14 protein-coding genes are annotated in these 16,331 nt (G+C 68.3%); 4 read left to right on the plus strand and 10 right to left on the minus strand.

Translation table 11 applies throughout. The features are described from left to right. Positions 1–42 precede the first annotated feature (42 nt). The 3 genes from ACVOKU_RS07730 to ACVOKU_RS07740 are packed head-to-tail and all read right to left on the minus strand — an operon-like array spanning position 43 to position 3,915. Complete coding sequence (locus ACVOKU_RS07730; protein WP_053520089.1) at positions 43–2,169, minus strand: putative bifunctional diguanylate cyclase/phosphodiesterase; 2,127 nt, start codon at positions 2,167–2,169, stop codon at positions 43–45. After that, the gene (locus ACVOKU_RS07735) at positions 2,166–3,098 is read right to left on the minus strand and encodes a phosphate/phosphite/phosphonate ABC transporter substrate-binding protein (protein WP_053520090.1); all 933 of its coding nucleotides are present in this window, start codon (positions 3,096–3,098) and stop codon (positions 2,166–2,168) included. Before ACVOKU_RS07735 ends, ACVOKU_RS07730 begins: the two co-directional genes overlap by 4 nt. Positions 3,099–3,144: 46 nt before the next feature. Then, a complete protein-coding gene (locus ACVOKU_RS07740; RefSeq protein WP_053520091.1) occupies positions 3,145–3,915 on the minus strand; it encodes an RNA methyltransferase in 771 nt (256 codons plus the stop codon). A gap of 120 nt (positions 3,916–4,035) precedes the next feature. On the opposite strand from ACVOKU_RS07740, the gene ACVOKU_RS07745 reads away from it, so the two are divergent. Further along, on the plus strand, positions 4,036–4,863 hold the full coding sequence (locus ACVOKU_RS07745) for an inositol monophosphatase family protein (protein ID WP_053520092.1): 828 nt from the start codon (positions 4,036–4,038) through the stop codon (positions 4,861–4,863). Between the two features lie 497 nt (positions 4,864–5,360). Here ACVOKU_RS07745 and htpX read toward each other — a convergent pair whose 3' ends face one another. Continuing rightward, positions 5,361–6,227, minus strand: coding sequence for a protease HtpX (gene htpX / locus ACVOKU_RS07750; RefSeq protein WP_481559555.1), 867 nt, complete (start codon positions 6,225–6,227; stop codon positions 5,361–5,363). A 93-nt stretch (positions 6,228–6,320) separates the two neighbouring features. Here htpX and gluQRS point away from each other — a divergent pair, with 93 nt between their 5' ends. From gluQRS to phaR, 3 genes are all read left to right on the plus strand, one after another. Beyond that, positions 6,321–7,241: a tRNA glutamyl-Q(34) synthetase GluQRS gene (gene gluQRS / locus ACVOKU_RS07755; RefSeq protein WP_481559556.1), complete on the plus strand. Its 921-nt coding sequence runs from the start codon at positions 6,321–6,323 to the stop codon at positions 7,239–7,241. A 17-nt stretch (positions 7,242–7,258) separates the two neighbouring features. Continuing rightward, on the plus strand, positions 7,259–7,999 hold the full coding sequence (gene phbB / locus ACVOKU_RS07760; protein ID WP_065175510.1) for an acetoacetyl-CoA reductase: 741 nt from the start codon (positions 7,259–7,261) through the stop codon (positions 7,997–7,999). 183 nt (positions 8,000–8,182) lie between these two features. Next, complete coding sequence (phaR, locus tag ACVOKU_RS07765; protein ID WP_262100364.1) at positions 8,183–8,716, plus strand: polyhydroxyalkanoate synthesis repressor PhaR; 534 nt, start codon at positions 8,183–8,185, stop codon at positions 8,714–8,716. 83 nt (positions 8,717–8,799) lie between these two features. On the opposite strand, the gene ACVOKU_RS07770 is transcribed toward phaR, so the two are convergent. From ACVOKU_RS07770 to ACVOKU_RS07795, 6 genes are all read right to left on the minus strand, one after another. After that, on the minus strand, positions 8,800–9,747 hold the full coding sequence (locus ACVOKU_RS07770; RefSeq protein WP_481559557.1) for a TraB/GumN family protein: 948 nt from the start codon (positions 9,745–9,747) through the stop codon (positions 8,800–8,802). Position 9,748: 1 nt separating this feature from the next. After that, entirely contained in the window at positions 9,749–10,678 is a 930-nt protein-coding gene (locus ACVOKU_RS07775; protein ID WP_253119473.1) for a DUF1684 domain-containing protein, read from the minus strand. 11 nt (positions 10,679–10,689) lie between these two features. Then, a complete protein-coding gene (gene mutL, locus ACVOKU_RS07780; RefSeq protein ID WP_481559558.1) occupies positions 10,690–12,585 on the minus strand; it encodes a DNA mismatch repair endonuclease MutL in 1,896 nt (631 codons plus the stop codon). A gap of 131 nt (positions 12,586–12,716) precedes the next feature. Next, entirely contained in the window at positions 12,717–14,267 is a 1,551-nt protein-coding gene (locus ACVOKU_RS07785; protein WP_164150591.1) for an N-acetylmuramoyl-L-alanine amidase, read from the minus strand. Between the two features lie 82 nt (positions 14,268–14,349). Next, positions 14,350–14,832, minus strand: coding sequence for a tRNA (adenosine(37)-N6)-threonylcarbamoyltransferase complex ATPase subunit type 1 TsaE (tsaE, locus tag ACVOKU_RS07790; protein WP_481559559.1), 483 nt, complete (start codon positions 14,830–14,832; stop codon positions 14,350–14,352). Beyond that, positions 14,829–16,313 carry an NAD(P)H-hydrate dehydratase gene (locus ACVOKU_RS07795; protein ID WP_481559560.1) on the minus strand — a complete coding sequence of 495 codons (1,485 nt, stop codon included), beginning with the start codon at positions 16,311–16,313 and terminating at the stop codon, positions 14,829–14,831. Before ACVOKU_RS07795 ends, tsaE begins: the two co-directional genes overlap by 4 nt. Positions 16,314–16,331: the final 18 nt, after the last annotated feature.

Below are 16,331 nucleotides of genomic sequence, written 5' to 3' on the forward strand. Positions count from 1 at the left end.
AGCCGTTCCCTGCAGAAAGGGATCTGACCCCTGAACCAGGACTCAGACGCCGGACTCGATCATCCGCACCACTTCGGTCGCGGTGACCGGGTGGCTCAGCCAGTAGCCCTGGCCAAGATCGCAGCCGCGCTGGGCCAGCAGCTCGAACTGCGCCTGCTGCTCGATGCCCTCGGCCACCACCGTGATGCCCAGCGCGTGGGCCATGGCGATGATCGCCGTGGTCAGCGCCAGGTCGTCCGGATCACGCTGCATGTCGGCAATGAAACTCTTGTCGATCTTCACGCCGTCCACCGGCACCTGGCGCAGGTGGCTCAAGCCCGAGAAGCCGGTGCCGAAGTCGTCCAGCCACACCTTGACGCCGGTGCGGTGCAGCTTGTCCAGCAACTGCGCGGCCACCATCTCATCACCGATCACGGCGGTCTCGGTCAGTTCCAGATGCAGGCGCGAAGCCGGCAGCCCCGACTCATGCAGGCACTGTGCGACCAGTGACGGCAGCTCGCCGCCACGCAGCTGCCGGGGCGACACGTTCACCGACACGAACAGATCATCGCCGCCCGCACTGCGCGGCCACTGCGACGCTTCCATGCAGGCCGCGCGCAGCACCTTCGGCCCGATCACCTCGATCAGCCCGCTCTGCTCGGCCACTTCGATGAACACCGACGGCGGGATCGTGCCCAGAGTGGGGTGCTGCCAGCGCAGCAGCACCTCGACGCCGACCATCCGCCGGTCGCGGGTGCGGAAGATCGGCTGGTAGGCCAGGCGCAGCTCGCCGCGCTCCCAGGCGCCGCGCAGTTCCTGTTCCATGTGCACGCGGCGCTCGACGGCATGGTCCATCGCCCGGCTGTAATACCGGTAGCAATTCTTGCCGGCCATCTTCGCCTGGTACATGGCGATGTCGCCGTTCTTCAGCAGTGTGGTCGCGTCTGCGGCATCGTCCGGGAACAGGGTCACGCCGATGGAGGTGCCCAGGAACAGCTCCCTGCCCTGCACCACCAGCGGCTTGCCCAGTTCGCGCACCAGCACCTCGGCCAGCAGCCGCGCATTGGCAGCGACATCGCCGTCGCCGACCAGGATCACGAACTCGTCGCCGCCAAAACGGGCCAGCAGCGCCTCATCGCCCCCGGCCTCGGCGACGGCGCGGCCGATCCGCTGGGCAAACTGCAGCAGCGCTTCGTCGCCCGCTTCATGCCCGAGGGTATCGTTGACCCGCTTGAAATCGTCGATGTCCGCAAACAACAGGCCCAGCCGCTGCTTGGACGCACGCGCGGCCATCAGCCGGTGGTCCAGAGCTTCGCGGAACGCCAAGCGGTTGGTCAGGCCGGTCAGTGCGTCGGTGTAGGCCATGTGCCGCACCTCGCGGTCGTGGCGGGCGATGGCATCACGCATGCGGGCGAATCCCCGCACCAGCTCGCCGACCTCGTCGTCGCGGGTATTCTCCAGCAGCGGCGCCTGGTAGTCGCCGGCTTCGATGCGACGGGCCGCCACCGCCAGGTCGCGGATCGGCGCGACCAGGGTGCGCTGCACGTAGAAGATCACCGCCACGCCGATCACCACCAGCAGGCCGAGCATCAGCAGCAGCCAGCCCAGATGACGGCTGCCGACCTGCTGCAGGCGCTCGCCCAGCGTTGCGTTGGCGGCCTGCTCGCGCTGCTGCACTTCGTCCAACGCCATGCCGACGCGGACGCCGCCGATGCGCTGGTTGCCGACCATGATCGGCATCGTGTTGTCGAGCACCTTTGGCGACTGCTGCACCACCAGCGTCCGCGCGGCGATCGCGCCCGGCGCAAGGGGATCTCCCATCGGCTGACCGAAGGCAGCGACCTCCACCGAACCGTCGTGCACCAGCCGGCCACGTTCGTCGAACACCAGCACATAGCGCACCACGGGCTGCCGCGACGTGCTGCGCACCAGTGCGCCGACCTGGTCCAGATCGTGGTAGTACAGCGGGTTGGCCAGCGCATCGGAAAGCTCACGGGCGATCGCTTCGCCGCGGCTGCGCACGCTGCGGTCGAACAGTTCATGGATGACGCCGCCGCTGAGGTTGCGCACCTCGCTCTGCATCGCCGCCTGCCGCCCCAGCAGCACCGCCAGGATCGCCACCACCACAAGCATCGCCCCGCCCATCGCGAGCAGGAACCGCGCCTGCATTCCCGAGCCGAGCCACTTCATTCCACTTCCATCCGCACGCGCGTCAATCCTTGTTTCAATTCATCCAGCCGCTGCTGCGCATGCGCGTCGACGCGGTGGAAACCGGAAGTACCAAAAAAACGGTGAAGCGCCGCCTGTGCCTGTGGATCACTGGCCGCCTGCAGCAGGACCTCCTGCAGGCGGTCACGGACGCGTGCATCCAGGTCGGCGCGCACCACCTCCACGGCGCGAGGATAGGGCTCCGTGCGCAACAGTTCGCGGAAGTCGCGCCGGAACGCCCGCGGCATGCGCCGTTCATCGTTCCAGTCCACGCTGCTCACCGCACCCCCATCGGCCACGCCCTTGTGCACGTAGGTGGCGATGTTCAGCTCGCTGCGGGCGAACACATAGCCGACGCTGTCCGTGCCCGGGGCGTCCCACGTACCCGCGAGGATCTGTGGGGACAACCCGTGGCCCAGCAACGTCATCACCGGCACCAGGTAGGCGCTGGTGGATGCGGTGTTCTGCAGCGCAAGGCGGTGGCCCCGCAGGTCCTCCAGCCGCTGGAACGGGCTGTCGCGGCGCACGAAGAATACGGTCTGGTACTCACGCACGCCATTGCGCTCGGTCAGCAGCAACGGCCGCGCACCGCTGCGCTGCCCCAGCGCCACGGCGGTTCCGGCGGTTTCCGTGACCCAGTCGACCTGCCCCCGCCGCAGATAGCTGGCCATCTGCTGCGGATCACGCGCCATCAGTATCCTCCCCTCCTGGATGCCGACGTCGTGCATGCGTGCCACCACGTAGTCCAGCAGCGGCTGCAGCTGCTGGTAATGGGCCTTGGGATCGTCGCTGATCCGGCCCAGCACCAGCACCGGATCCGGCGCAGCGCGCACCGTTCCGGCCAGCAGGACCATGGCCAGGCTCAGCAGCGCCCCCTGCATTGCCGTTCGCAGACCCGACACCGGTTTCATCCCCCCTGGGTATCCGGACAGACTACCCGAAAAAATGAGAACGTCGTCAGCCGTTGTGACTGCCCGGCTTGGCAAGACGAGCCATGCGCTGGGCATCGGCCAGGATGCCGCGCAGCAACCGCACTTCCTGCTCGCTCGGCTCGCTGCGCAGGAACAGGCGGCGCAGCTTGCGCATCGCCGACTCCGGCGCACGGCCCTTGTGGAAATCGATCTCGTCCAGGGTGTCGCCAAGCTGGGCGAAGAAGCTCTCCATCTGTTCGTGGCTGGCCACCTGCTCACGAAAGCCCGGTTCGGCGCCAACGGCAGGCTGGGCGCCGAGCAGCTGCATGCGCACCTCGTAGGCCAGCACCTGCACGGCGGCGGCGAGGTTGAGCGAACTGAACGCCGGATCGGACGGAATGTGCACCGCCGCGTGGCACAGCTGCAGCTCCTCGTTGGTCAGGCCGGTCCGTTCCCGGCCAAACACCAGCGCCACCTCGGCACCCTCACCGGCCTTGGCGACCGCACGGGCCGCTGCGTCGGCGGGCAGGTACTCCTCCAGCTGGACCCGGCGTGCGCGGGCCGTACACCCCAGCACCAGACGGCAGTCGGCGACGGCCTCGGCCAGGGTGGCCACCACGGGCGCATCGCCGAGCACGTCCTCGGCGCCGGCCGAGCGGCGGAATGCCTCCTCGTCCAGCGGTTTTTCCGGGGCCACCAGTACCAGGCGGGCCAGGCCCATGGTCTTCAGGGCGCGGGCGGCGGCGCCCATGTTGCCGGGATGCTGGGTTCCGACCAGGACGAATCGGAGGCGGGTGGCGGCGGGGAACTGGGACATGAACAGGGAAAAGGTCGAGCTGGACGATGACCAATGGTAAACTGTGCTGCCGGCCACTGCGCCGGACCCGCTCTTTTCCCCCGCCAGTCCTACCCTTCTGCCTTTCCGGGAGCCCACGCCATGCAGAAACCCGCCGTCACCGTCATGGTCAAGGCCGCCCGCCTCGCCGGCAACGTCCTGTTGCGCAACATCAACAAGCTCGAGGCACTGAACGTGGTGCAGAAGGGGCGGATGGACTACGCCAGCGAAGTCGATGCGGACGCGGAAAAGGTCATCGTCAAGGAGCTCAAGCGCGCGTATCCCGAGTACGGCGTGTTTGGCGAGGAAGGCGGCGTGCAGGGCGAACATCGCCACATGTGGGTCATCGATCCGCTGGACGGCACCAGCAACTACCTGCGCGGCGTGCCCCACTACTGTGTATCGATCGCCCTGGTCGAGAACGGCGAGCCGACCGACGCGGTCATCTTCGATCCGCTGCGCAACGAGCTGTTCACCGCCAGCCGTGGCGCGGGCGCCGTGCTGAACGACCGTCGCATCCGCGTGGCGGATCGCAAGGACCTGGGCGGCACCATGATCCAGACCGGCTTCGCTCCGCGCGAGCGCGCCCGTGCCGGCGCCCAGTTGAAGGCGGTCGATGCCCTGCTGGTGCAGGCCGAGGACATCCGCCGTACCGGTTCCGCTGCGCTGGACCTGGCCTATGTCGCCTGCGGTCGCGCCGACGCCTACTTCGAGGCCGGGGTGAAGGCCTGGGACATCGCGGCCGGCGTGCTGCTGGTGCGTGAGGCCGGTGGCAAGGTGTGCGATTTCAAGGGAGCACCGCTTGCACGCATGGACAACCGCGGTCCGGAAACCCAGCAGGTCGTGGCGGGCAACCTGAAGGTGGCCGAGTCGCTGCAGAAGGTGCTGGTCAACACGGGCTATGCAGCCGAGTTCGACGCGAAGTTCTGAGCGTCCCTGTAAAGCGGTTCATGGCGACGGCACCTGTGAAGGTGCCGTTCTTGTTTGCGCGCCCGGCGACTCACTTCCGCCACCGCCGAGAGGTATCACCTTCAAGGTCGAAGGCAGACGCGGCCGCTTCGCTCGCCGGGCATGGCCCGGCGCTACCCGTCATCGTCGCGCAGCTGTGGTTCTTGACGTTGGGTCCGCCTTGAGCGAGCCGAGCACCGCAGGTCCGGCGAGGGCGAAGAGGTGCGGGTGTCTGAGCGCAGCGAGTTCCCGCACCGTCCCTCGACGGACCGAGGAGCGCAGGGTACCAATGCGCAGCATTGGCTCGCGCCCTGGCGGCGTGTTTCTTTGGTTACTTTCTTTGCACGAGCAAAGAAAGTGACACCCCTCCACAGTTGCGGAAACGATCCCGCGGGCACGCGTCGAGGCCGCCAACGCGTAAACAGAAACGCCCGGCACGGGGCCGGGCGTTCCTGTAGCAGTGCATTGCAACTGGAGGCTTACACCACCGTCGAGGCCCGCAGCGCGGCGATGCGCTCTTCCAGCGGCGGGTGGCTCATGAACAGCTTCTTCGCGGTCGAACCGGCGATGCCGAAGGCGGCGATCTGGGTCGGCAGCGTGCTCTGGCCGTGGTTGAGCCGCAGGCGCTCCAGCGCGGCGATCATCTTCTGGCGACCCGCCAGCGAGGCGCCACCGGCATCGGCGCGGAACTCACGATGGCGCGAGAACCACATCGAGATCATGGTCGCGAACAGGCCGAACACCATCTCCAGCACGAACACGATGATGTAGTAGGCGAACCCGCGGCCACCGCCTTCGCGGTTGCCCGACAGTGCGCTGTCGATGACGCCGCCGACCACGCGCGCCAGCACGATCACGAAGGTGTTCAGCACACCCTGCAGCAGCGCCATGGTGATCATGTCACCATTCGCCACGTGGGCGATCTCGTGGCCCAGTACCGCTTCGGCCTCGTCTTCGCTCATATTCTGCAGCAGACCGGTGGACACCGCCACCAGCGCGTTGTTGCGGTTGGCGCCGGTGGCGAATGCGTTGATCTCCGGGCCATCGTAGACCGCCACTTCGGGCATGCCGATGCCGGCCGCCTTGGCCTGGCGCTCGACGGTGGCCAGCAGCCAGCGTTCCGTCTGATTGCGCGGCTCGGTGATCACCACCGCGCCGGTGGAGCGCTTGGCCATCCACTTGGACAACAGCAGCGAGATGAAGGAACCGCCGAAGCCGAAAATCGCAGCCATCACCAGCAGGCCGCTCATCTGGTTCGGATTCACCCCCAGCAGCGACATCACGATGCCGGCCAGGATCAGCACTGCAAAGTTGGTGGCTAGAAAGAGTGCGATGCGGGTAAACATGGGAAATTCCGGCTCGGAAGGGGTCGATATCCGTCAATTTGCGGTGCGGTCAGCTTGAATTCAAGCACCAACCTGACCGACGATTCAGCCAGCATGACCTCCCCCCTTTCCTGCGGCCGCTTCGCGCCCTCGCCTACCGGCCTGCTGCACCCCGGCTCCCTGCTGGCTGCGTTCGGCAGCTGGCTGCTCGCACGCCATCACCATGGCCTGTGGCGGCTGCGCATCGAGGACATCGATCCCCCACGCACCGTGCCCGGGGCTGCGCACGCGCAGTTGCAGGCACTGGCCGCATTCGGCCTGGCCCACGATGGTCCGGTGCTGTGGCAGAGCGAACGTGGCGATGCTTACCAGCAGGCTCTGGACAGGCTGCTGGCCAGCGGGCAGGCCTTCATCTGCCACTGCAGCCGCAGCGAACTGGCAGCCCGGGGTGGCATCCACCATCGCTGCGTCGCGCGGCAGCCCCGACCGGACCCTGCCGTCCGCTTCCGCGTACCGGCCGGCAGCGTGGTGCAGTTCGACGATGGCCTGCGCGGCCGTCAGGTGCAGGACGTCCACGCCGAGGTGGGTGATTTCGTGCTGCGCCGCGCCGACGGGTGCTGGGCCTACCAGCTGGCGGTGGTGGTCGACGATGCCGCGCAGGGCGTCACCGACGTGGTGCGCGGCGCCGACCTGCTCGACTCCACCGCGCGGCAGATCCTGCTGCAGCAGGCACTCGGACTGGCAGTGCCGCAGTACTGGCACCTGCCGCTGCTGCTGGACGCCCCGGGGCACAAGCTGTCCAAGTCGCTGGCCGCGCTGCCGGTCGACAGCGCCCGCCCGGTACCGGTGCTGCGTCAGTTGTGGGGCCTGCTCGGCCAGTCGCCCGCCGCACTCGAGGGTCACGACGATCTGCACGACCTGCTCGCGGCCGCCCGGCAGGCATTCGATCCGGCCCGCCTGCCACGCACGGACATCCTGTTGCCGACGGGCGCACTTTCCGCGCCGATGTTGCAGAATCCCCCTTCCCCCACCTGAAACCCGGACTGCATTCCATGACATCTCGCGTCGCACTGGTCACCGGCGGAACCGGCGGCATCGGCACCGCCATCTGCCAACGCCTGGCCGACCAGGGCCACCGGGTCGCCACCAACTATCGTGATGAAGCCAAGGCCCGCGCCTGGCAGCAGGCGATGACCGAACGCGGCTACAGCGTGTCCATCTTCGCCGGCGACGTGTCCGATCCGGACAGTGCCGAAGCCATGGTGCGCGCCGTCGAAAACGAACTGGGCCCGGTCGAGATCCTGGTCAACAACGCCGGCATCACCCGCGATACGACCTTCCACCGGATGCGTGCGGACCAGTGGCATGACGTGATCAACACCAACCTAAATTCGGTGTTCAACGTCACCCGCCCGGTCATCGAAGGCATGCGTCGCCGCGGCTGGGGCCGGGTCATCCAGATCAGCTCGATCAACGGCCTGAAGGGCCAGTACGGCCAGGCCAACTACGCCGCCGCCAAGGCCGGCATGCACGGCTTCACCATCTCACTGGCGCGCGAGAACGCGGGCTTCGGCATCACCGTCAACACCATTTCGCCGGGCTACGTCGCCACGGACATGGTCATGGCCGTGCCGGAGGAGGTGCGGGCCAAGATCATCGCCGACATTCCGACCGGGCGCCTGGGCAAGCCGGAGGAGATCGCCTACGGCGTGTCCTTCCTGGTGGCCGAGGAGGCCTCGTGGATCACCGGCAGCAACCTGGACATCAACGGCGGCCACCACATGGGCTGGTGATCCGCGCGGGGGCGGCCGGTCACGTGCCGGACCGCACCTGCCTGCGGTCATGCTGCGCAGCACGCAAACCCTTGTTGCGCAACATGATCCGCCGTGAAAGCCAAGCCTGGCGGGGGCTGGGGCGGTTGCAACGGCTGCTGCACTGCGCCATGCTGCGCGTCTACTGTGACGAGTGACCGCTTCATGGCTGCGACCCGCATCATCAAGAAGTATCCGAACCGCCGTCTCTACGACACCGAGATTTCCAGCTACATCACCATCGAGGACGTCCGCCAGCTGATACTGGACGGTGAAGACTTCGAGGTCCGCGACGCCAAGAGCGGTGACGACCTTACCCGTTCGGTCCTGCTGCAGATCATCGCCGACCAGGAGCAGGACGGCGAGCCGATGCTCTCCACCCAGTTGCTGAGCCAGCTGATCCGCTTCTACGGCGACTCCCTGCAGGGATTCATGGGCAACTACCTGGAACGCAGCATGCAGGTGTTCCTGGACCAGCAGCAGCAGTTCCGCCAGCAGATGGGCAACCTGCTGGGCCAGACGCCGTGGGCGATGATGAACCAGCTGACCGAACGCAACCTGGAGCTGTGGCAGGAATTCCAGCGCAGCATGGGCACCGGCTTCGGCGGCCCCCGCCCTGGCGGAACCGGCACGGGAACCGGAACCGGCAGCAAACCGACCGAACCGGGCACCGGCACCGGCGGCAAGACCCGCCGCTGAGCTACGGCAGGGACGGACATGAAAACGAGAACGGCGCGCCACTGGCGCGCCGTTTTCGTCTGCGGGTCATCCGCAGGCAGACGTCAGCGCTTCGCCTTGCACGCTGTGCAGACGCGCTCGACCTTGTAGCCCTTCGCCCTGAGCTTCTCGACCACGCCATCGCTGCCGAGCAGATGCAGCGTGCCAACCACCACCAGCGTGCCACCCTGCCCCGCCTGCAGATAAGGCACCAGCTTCGGCACCCAGGCATCATTGCGGCCGGTATTGATGCGCTGATACAGCTGCGGATACTGCTGGCGCATCTCGGCAGCCATTTTCGTCCACAGCAGGCGCTCGTCACCGCGGCGCCAGGCGTCGTGCAGCATGCGTGCCTGTTCATCGCCCTTGTCGGCCTGATCGAGGGCTTCGGACAGCATCTGCCGCTGTTCCTGCACCGACATCCCATCAAGCATGCCGATCTGCGTATCGATGTCCTCCAGGCCACCGGTGCTGCGCCCGGTCGCCTGTGCGCGCTCCATGAAGTGACGGTCCAGACCGAGCGCCGGGTCCAGGCCCATCTTCTGCATCTGCCCCACTGAAATGCTCAGGCCGACAAACCAGGGCTTCATGCCCTGCATCTGCGCCAGCGGCAGCTTGTTCGCGGTGGCGAACGCCTGCAGTTTCTGCCAGGTCGCTGCATCGAGATCACGCTTCAGTTCGCTGCCGTCGGTGCGCACGGCGGCCTGCACCATGCGGCTGGCCAGCTGCGGCGACTGCATGTCTTCCGGCGACAGTTCGAACAACACGCGCTGCGAGGCCCCGAAGGCCTGCTCCACATCAGCCGACAGCGGATAGTCCTGCGGCTTCAACAGATGGAACGAGCCGAGCAGATACAGCCGTGAATCGCCGGGGCCGGTGACCTTCCACAGCAGCGGTACCGGCGGCTTGACCGACGCACCTTCAGCGGCCGGGGCATTGCGGCCCTGCGCCAGTGGCGCCACCGCGCAGGCCAGCAGCAACAGGGCGGCGTGGAACAGGTGTCTGATCGTCATGTCAGCCTTCTCCTTCAGGCAGGTGGTAGGCCTTTTCGCCCGCGTCCACGCGAAGGTCCAGCCGGTTCTCCGGCGGTGCCAACGGGCAGGTCGCGTAGGGCGTGAACGCGCAGGGCGGGTTGTAGGCGTGGTTGAAATCGATGAGCACGCGGCCATCGGCGCCGGGGGCGCCGGTATCCAGATAGCGGCCAGCGGGATAACTGCCGCGGCCGCTGGTGCGGTCCGCGAAAATCAGGAACAGGGGCTCGCCGGGGGCACCGATCGCCTCCAGCCGCCAGGTCCGCCCATCACGCTCGAACTCGACGGCACCGGCATTGGGCATGTCGGTGGTCAATCCGGTGATGTCGACGATCGGCAAGGTCTTGCCCGGCGCGTGCGCAACGAAGCGCGCCTGCACCTGCCAGTCGGGACCTCCCGGCCAGTACTGCAGGCCGGCGAAATCCCGGCGTGCAGGCGCGTCGGCATGCTTGACCCTCAGCGCATCGCGCGGACCACGCCGGATCAGGCTGAGCTGGCCCTTGCCACCGTCGAAGGCAAGCAGGGTAGGCTGCGGATCCTTGTCGGTATCCATGCGGATGCGCCCCCTCACCGGCTGGCCATTGTGAGTGAGCTCCGCCCCGGCTTCCGGCGTGAACCACCATTGCCGGCCCTCGCGCCGCAGCAGGCCGAGCTTGTCCGGCCCCACTGCCAGGCGGATGCCATTGGTGGCACCGCTGCCAACGAAGTGCGAGCTGTTCTGCAGCCAGTGCAGACCGACCAGCGCCGTCCAGCCATCAGGCCGTGTCAGGTCCTGATAACGCGCCACGCGCCATTGCTGCTGCGCGGCGGCGTATGCCGGATCTTCCACCACCGCAGGCGCCGGCGGCGGCGCCGGGCTGCAGGCTGCCAGCAACAAGACAGCCAGCAGGCCGCCCATTCCCCGATACGCCATCGATGCTCCCCTCAACGTCCGCGCAGGAACCAGCGGTCGATCTCCGCCAGCGAAAAACGGGCCCAGGTCGGCCGGCCGTGGTTGCACTGGCCGGATCGCTCGGTGATCTCCATGTCGCGCAGCAGGGCGTTCATTTCCGGCACCGTCAGCCGGCGATTGGCACGCACGGCGCCATGGCAGGCCATGGTCGACAGCAGTTCATCACGCGCGCTCGCTACGCGGCGGCTCTGGCCGTGCTCACGCAGGTCGGTCAGCACATCGCGGAGCAGCCCCTCCGGCTCGGCGTGGGCCAGCAGCGCGGGAATGCTGCGCACATGCAGTGAGCCCGGGCCGGCCCGCGTCACCTCGAAACCAAGCGCGGCCAGCGTCGCGGACTCGCTCTCTGCGGTATCCGCTTCGCGTTCGCCCACCGCCAGCGTGATCGGCACAAGCAACGGCTGAGACTGCAGGCCGATACCATCGTGCGCGTTCTTCAGCCGCTCGTAGCCGATGCGTTCGTGCGCCGCGTGCATGTCGACCACGATCAGGCCTTCGGCATTCTCGGCCAGGATGTAGATGCCGTGCAGCTGCGCGATCGCATAGCCCAAAGGCGGCACGCCCGCGTCTGCACGGGTGTCCGGCAGGCCGTTTCCGCTCGGCATCGCGGGCTGCGCAGTGCCGGCTTCGCCTGCAGCAGGCGTGGCATAGAGCGCGGCGTAGGCGGCCGGCGCATCGGCAACCTGCAGGCCCAGCGGCTGCTGCGGGCGCCATCCCTGATATCCGCCACCGCCGCCCGCCCCCGGAGCAGGGCCACGGACCAGACCGAATCGGGATGCGCCCACGGTCGATGCCGCCGCGGCTGCCCCGGCGTCCGCTGCCTGCCCGGCACCTGCACCGATCTCCTGCGCCGACACGCCGGCTCGGGTATCAGCCAGCGCGTCCTTCAGCGTGCGGTAGACGAAATCATGGACCAGCCGCGCATCACGGAAACGCACTTCGTGCTTGGCCGGATGCACGTTGACGTCCACGCGCGTGGGGTCGAGTTCCAGGAACAGCACGTAGGCGGGCTGCCGGCCATGGAACAGCACATCGCCGTAGGCCATCTTCACCGCGTGGGCAACGCTGCGGTCGCGCACCGAACGGCCGTTGACGTACAGGTACTGCTGGTCGGTACTGGCCCGCGAATAATGCGGCTGCGCGATCCAGCCGTGCAGGCGCAGGCCCGCGCCGCTGTGGTCCACGCGCACCGCCTGCAGCGCGAAGTCATCGCCCAGCGTCTCGGACAGGCGCGCATCCGAATACAGGTCACCCGGCTTGTAGCGGCGTGATGCCTTGCCATTGTGCGAGACACGCAGCTCGACGTCCGGCCGCGCCAGCGCCAGCGAGCGCAGCCATTCTTCGATGTGCCCCAGTTCGGTGCGCTCGGCGCGCAGGAACTTGCGTCGCGCGGGCACGTTGTAGAACAGCTCGCGCACTTCCACCGTGGTACCCGGTGCGTGCGCGCGCGGCGTGACCTCGCCGATCTTGCCGCCATCGATCTGCAGCGCGGAACCGTGCTCGTCATCTGCGCGGCGCGACGCCAGGGTGAAACGACTGACCGACGCGATCGATGGCAGCGCTTCGCCGCGGAACCCGAGCGTGGCCACCGACTCCAGATCGTCCAGGTTGGCGATCTTGCTGGTGGCATGCCGCGAGACGGCCAATGGCAGCTGCTCCGCTGCGATGCCACTGCCGTTGTCGCGGATGCGGATCAGGCGCACGCCGCCTTCTTCCAGGTCGATGTCGACACGGCTGGCGCCGGCATCGATCGCATTCTCGACCAGTTCCTTGACCACTGACGCGGGGCGCTCGACCACCTCGCCGGCGGCGATCTGGTTGATCAGGATGTCCGGCAAGGGCCGGATCGGGCGCGGGCCGGGCGCGCTCATGGGGCAAGGTAGGCAGCAGACTTCATGCGCCGATGATAGCGGAGGTACCGCGTGGAGAGTCGAGCCGGATCACCTGTGCGATGCCGATGATGCGCCACGCCCCAGGCATGGCCGGTCCAACAGGGTGCAGCCTACTTGCTGCCGCCGGCCATGGTGGCGGCCGCGTCGATCTCGGCCTGTGCGCGGGCCGCGTAGAGCGTCCCCGGCGGCGGCTGCCGGCTGAAGAACGTGTGCACGCCATCGAGCACCGCACCGGCGATCTTGCGCTGGTAGCCCGGGTCGATCAGGCGGCGCTCCTCGTCCGGATTGGAGATGAAGGCGGTTTCCACCAGCATCGCCGGCATGTCCGAGGTGCGCAGCACCGCGAAGTTGGCCCGCTCGATGTTTGGCTTGTGGTTGTTGCCGATCCGCTTCAGTCCACCCAGCACATGACCGGCCGCATCTTCGGAGGCCTTCATGTAACCGCTCTGCGCCAGATCGAGCAGAACGTTGGCCAGCGTGCCTTCGGTCTGCTGCAGGCGCACGCCACCGACCAGATCGGCGGCGTTTTCCTTGTCCGCCAGCCAGCGCGCACGCTGCGACGAGGCACCCTTGGTGGACAGCACGTACACCGATGAACCGGTCGCCGAGCGGTTCTCGGCGGCGTCCGCATGAATCGAGATGAAGATGTCAGCCTTGTTCGCGCGGGCCTTCTGTGCGCGCATCGGCAGCGGGATGAACACGTCGCTGTCGCGGGTCAGATAAGCTTTCAGGCCCGGCGTGGCATTGACCTGACGGGCCAGCTCACGCGCCACCGCCAGGGTGACGTCTTTCTCGCGCTTGCCGGTGGGCCCGATCGCGCCCGGATCCTGTCCGCCGTGGCCGGGATCGATCGCCACCACCAGGTGCCGCATGCCAGGCTGCATGCGGATGCGCGAAGCGTCGCTGGGCATCGCCGGACGCGGCGGTTCGGGCGGCGGCGATGCCGGTACCGGTGCCGGGGCTGGCGGATTGCTCACCACCGCAGCGGTGCGCTGGCCGGCCAGGATCGCCGCGGGCGACGATGCCGGCGGGGTGCTGCTGGCGCTGGTGCCCGCAGCGGCCACCTGCACGGGCGCGGTGGACGGCGCCGGCGTGGGCGCGGCCGGGGCGGCAGCCGTGGCACTGGCCTGCTGCTGCACCTGCGCGGTCAACAACGCGGTAGCGCGGGCGGCGTCGCTGCGCGTCTGCATGCTGGGTGCCGTCGTCTGCGTGGTCGTGGCAACCGGAGCCGGAGCCGGCGCCGGCGCCGCAGCGGCCACGCCCGGGCTGTCTCCCGGCCATTCGATCACCAGCTTTGACGCCTCCCCTTCGCGCTGCATCTGCGGGCGGAACGGCGCCACGGATTCCGCAAGATCGAAAACAACACGGAAGGTGCCCGGAACCGGTTGTCCGGTGCGCACTGCCGTCACCACGCCCTGCGCAGCCGGCATCTTCAGGTTGCGCACGGCAGTGGAGTCCGGGAAATCGACCACCAGCCGGTTCGGGTTGGCCAGCGACAGCGTCTTGTAGCCGCCACTGCCGACCAGCGAGATTTCCGCGCGGGTGCCGGTGGAACCTGTATTCAGCTGCACCTGGCGGACTTCACCCGCCCACGCGCTGAGGCTCGCCAGACCCAGTCCGACGGCGGCACAGATGGCGATGAGACGGTTCCCCAGGCGCATGGCTCAGGATTCAATCACCGCGCTGAACGGAATGCAATACCTTTTTCCTTAATAATCCGTAACCTGCCGATCTTTGTTCTCGTCAGGCGACAGAAACAGGCCGCAAGTCTCCACCTTCGGCCAGCCGCTGCAGCCATTCCCGGCCAGCGTCGCTGAGCCCACTGAGACGCGCCCGGCGCCCTTGACCCTCGATCTCCAGCGCCACGACCAGGTCCGTCGGCGGCAATGCGCCCGCCCCCCGTTCCGGCCACTCGACCAGCCACAGCACCGCACTGCCCTCGTCCAGGCCCAGGAAATCCAGTTCCCCGGCCTGGCCGATGCGGTACAGGTCCAGATGCCACGCCTCGCCACCACTGGCCAGCGGATAGCGCTCGACCAGGGTGTAGGTCGGGCTGCGGATCGCCCCCTGCACGCCCAGCGCACGCAGCAGCGCACGCGCGGTGGTGGATTTGCCGGCGCCGAGGTCGCCGCGCAGTTCGATCAACGCCTGCGGCGGTCGCGTGGCCGCCAGCCACTGCCCGAGACGTTCGGTGGCGTCGCTGTCGGCAAGGAAGAATTCGGTCATGGGGAGCGTTCCGGATTGGCCAGCCGCCGCAGGGGCGCCAGCAGGTCGGTGGGAAGCAGGCCACGCGCGCCGTCGGTGGCCGCGGCGTCGCCGGCAAGCGCGTGCAGCAGGGCGCCGCCTGCTGCGGCATCGAATGCGTCCAATCCCTGCGCGCGCAGTCCAGCAATGACGCCGGTCAGCAGATCTCCCATGCCGCCGACCGCCATGCCCGGGTTGCCGGCCGCGATCAGCCGCGGCAGCCGCGCAGGTGCCGCGACTACACTGCCGGCACCCTTCAGCACCACGGTGGCGTGATAGCGCTCGGCCAGCGCCTGCGCGCTGCCGAAGCGATCGGCCTGTACCTCGGCGGTACTGCAGCCCAGCAGGCGTGCAGCCTCTCCCGGATGCGGCGTCAGGATGGCATCAGGCACCGCGTGCGGGTCCTGCGCCAGCAGATTCAGGGCGTCGGCGTCGATCACCAGCGGACGCCCGCAGGCGAGCACGCTGGCATGCAGCGCACGCGCCCAGTCGTCCTGGCCAAGGCCCGGCCCGATCGCAACGACCCGTGCGCGGTCCAGCAGCGCAGGCAACGCCGCGCCATCTTCCAGCGCATGCGCCATCGCCTCGGGCAGGCGCGCAAGCATCGCCCCCACATGCTCACGACGGGTGCCGACACTGAGCAGTCCGGCACCGGCACGCAGTGCGGCCTCGGCCGCCATCACCGCTGCGCCGCCACTGCCGTGGTTGCCGCCCACACACAGCACATGCCCGGACTCGCCCTTGTGGGTATTGGCCCGGCGCGGCGGCAGCAGCGCCCGCAGACGGTCGCCGACCCAGCGTTCCGCGCTGGCCGCGATGCCTTCCCGCGCCGCCTCCGGCAGGTCCAACGGCGCCAGCCGACGCTGGCCGACATGATCCAGCGCGTCGCCGGTGTACAGGCCCCGGTGGCAGACAATGAACTGCAGGGTGACCGCCGCGCGCACCGCAACGCCGGGCACGCCGCCCTGATCGGCATCGACACCGCTGGGTACATCCAGTGCCAGCACCGGCGCCGGAGAGGCGTTGAGTGCTTCGATCAGCGCCTGCGCCATGCCGGCCGGGGCCCGATCCAGGCCGAGACCGAACAGCGCATCCACGCCGACGTCGGCGACCGGCAGCTGGCCGTCGAACTCGATGCTGCTGCCGCCGGCGGCAGCGAATGCGGCCGCCGCCTGCTGCGCCAGCGGCGTGGCGGGCAGCCTGCCCGGCAGGGTGATCACCTGCACCTGGCGGCCCGCCTGCAGCGCATGGGTCGCCAGTACGTAGCCATCGCCGCCGTTGTTACCGGCGCCAGCCACCACATAGAGACTGCGGGCATCCGGCCATTGCTGCAGCAGGCACTGCCAGCCCGCCAGGCCAGCCTGCGCCATCAGGCTCCAGCCACCATCACCGGCAAGCGCCGACGCGCGGGCGTCCAGCGCGCGCGCAGCAGCGGTGTCGAACAGAAGAGAGAGATCGGGCATGCCGGGATTTTATACTGG

Source organism: Stenotrophomonas sp. STEN147 (genome assembly GCF_056757995.1).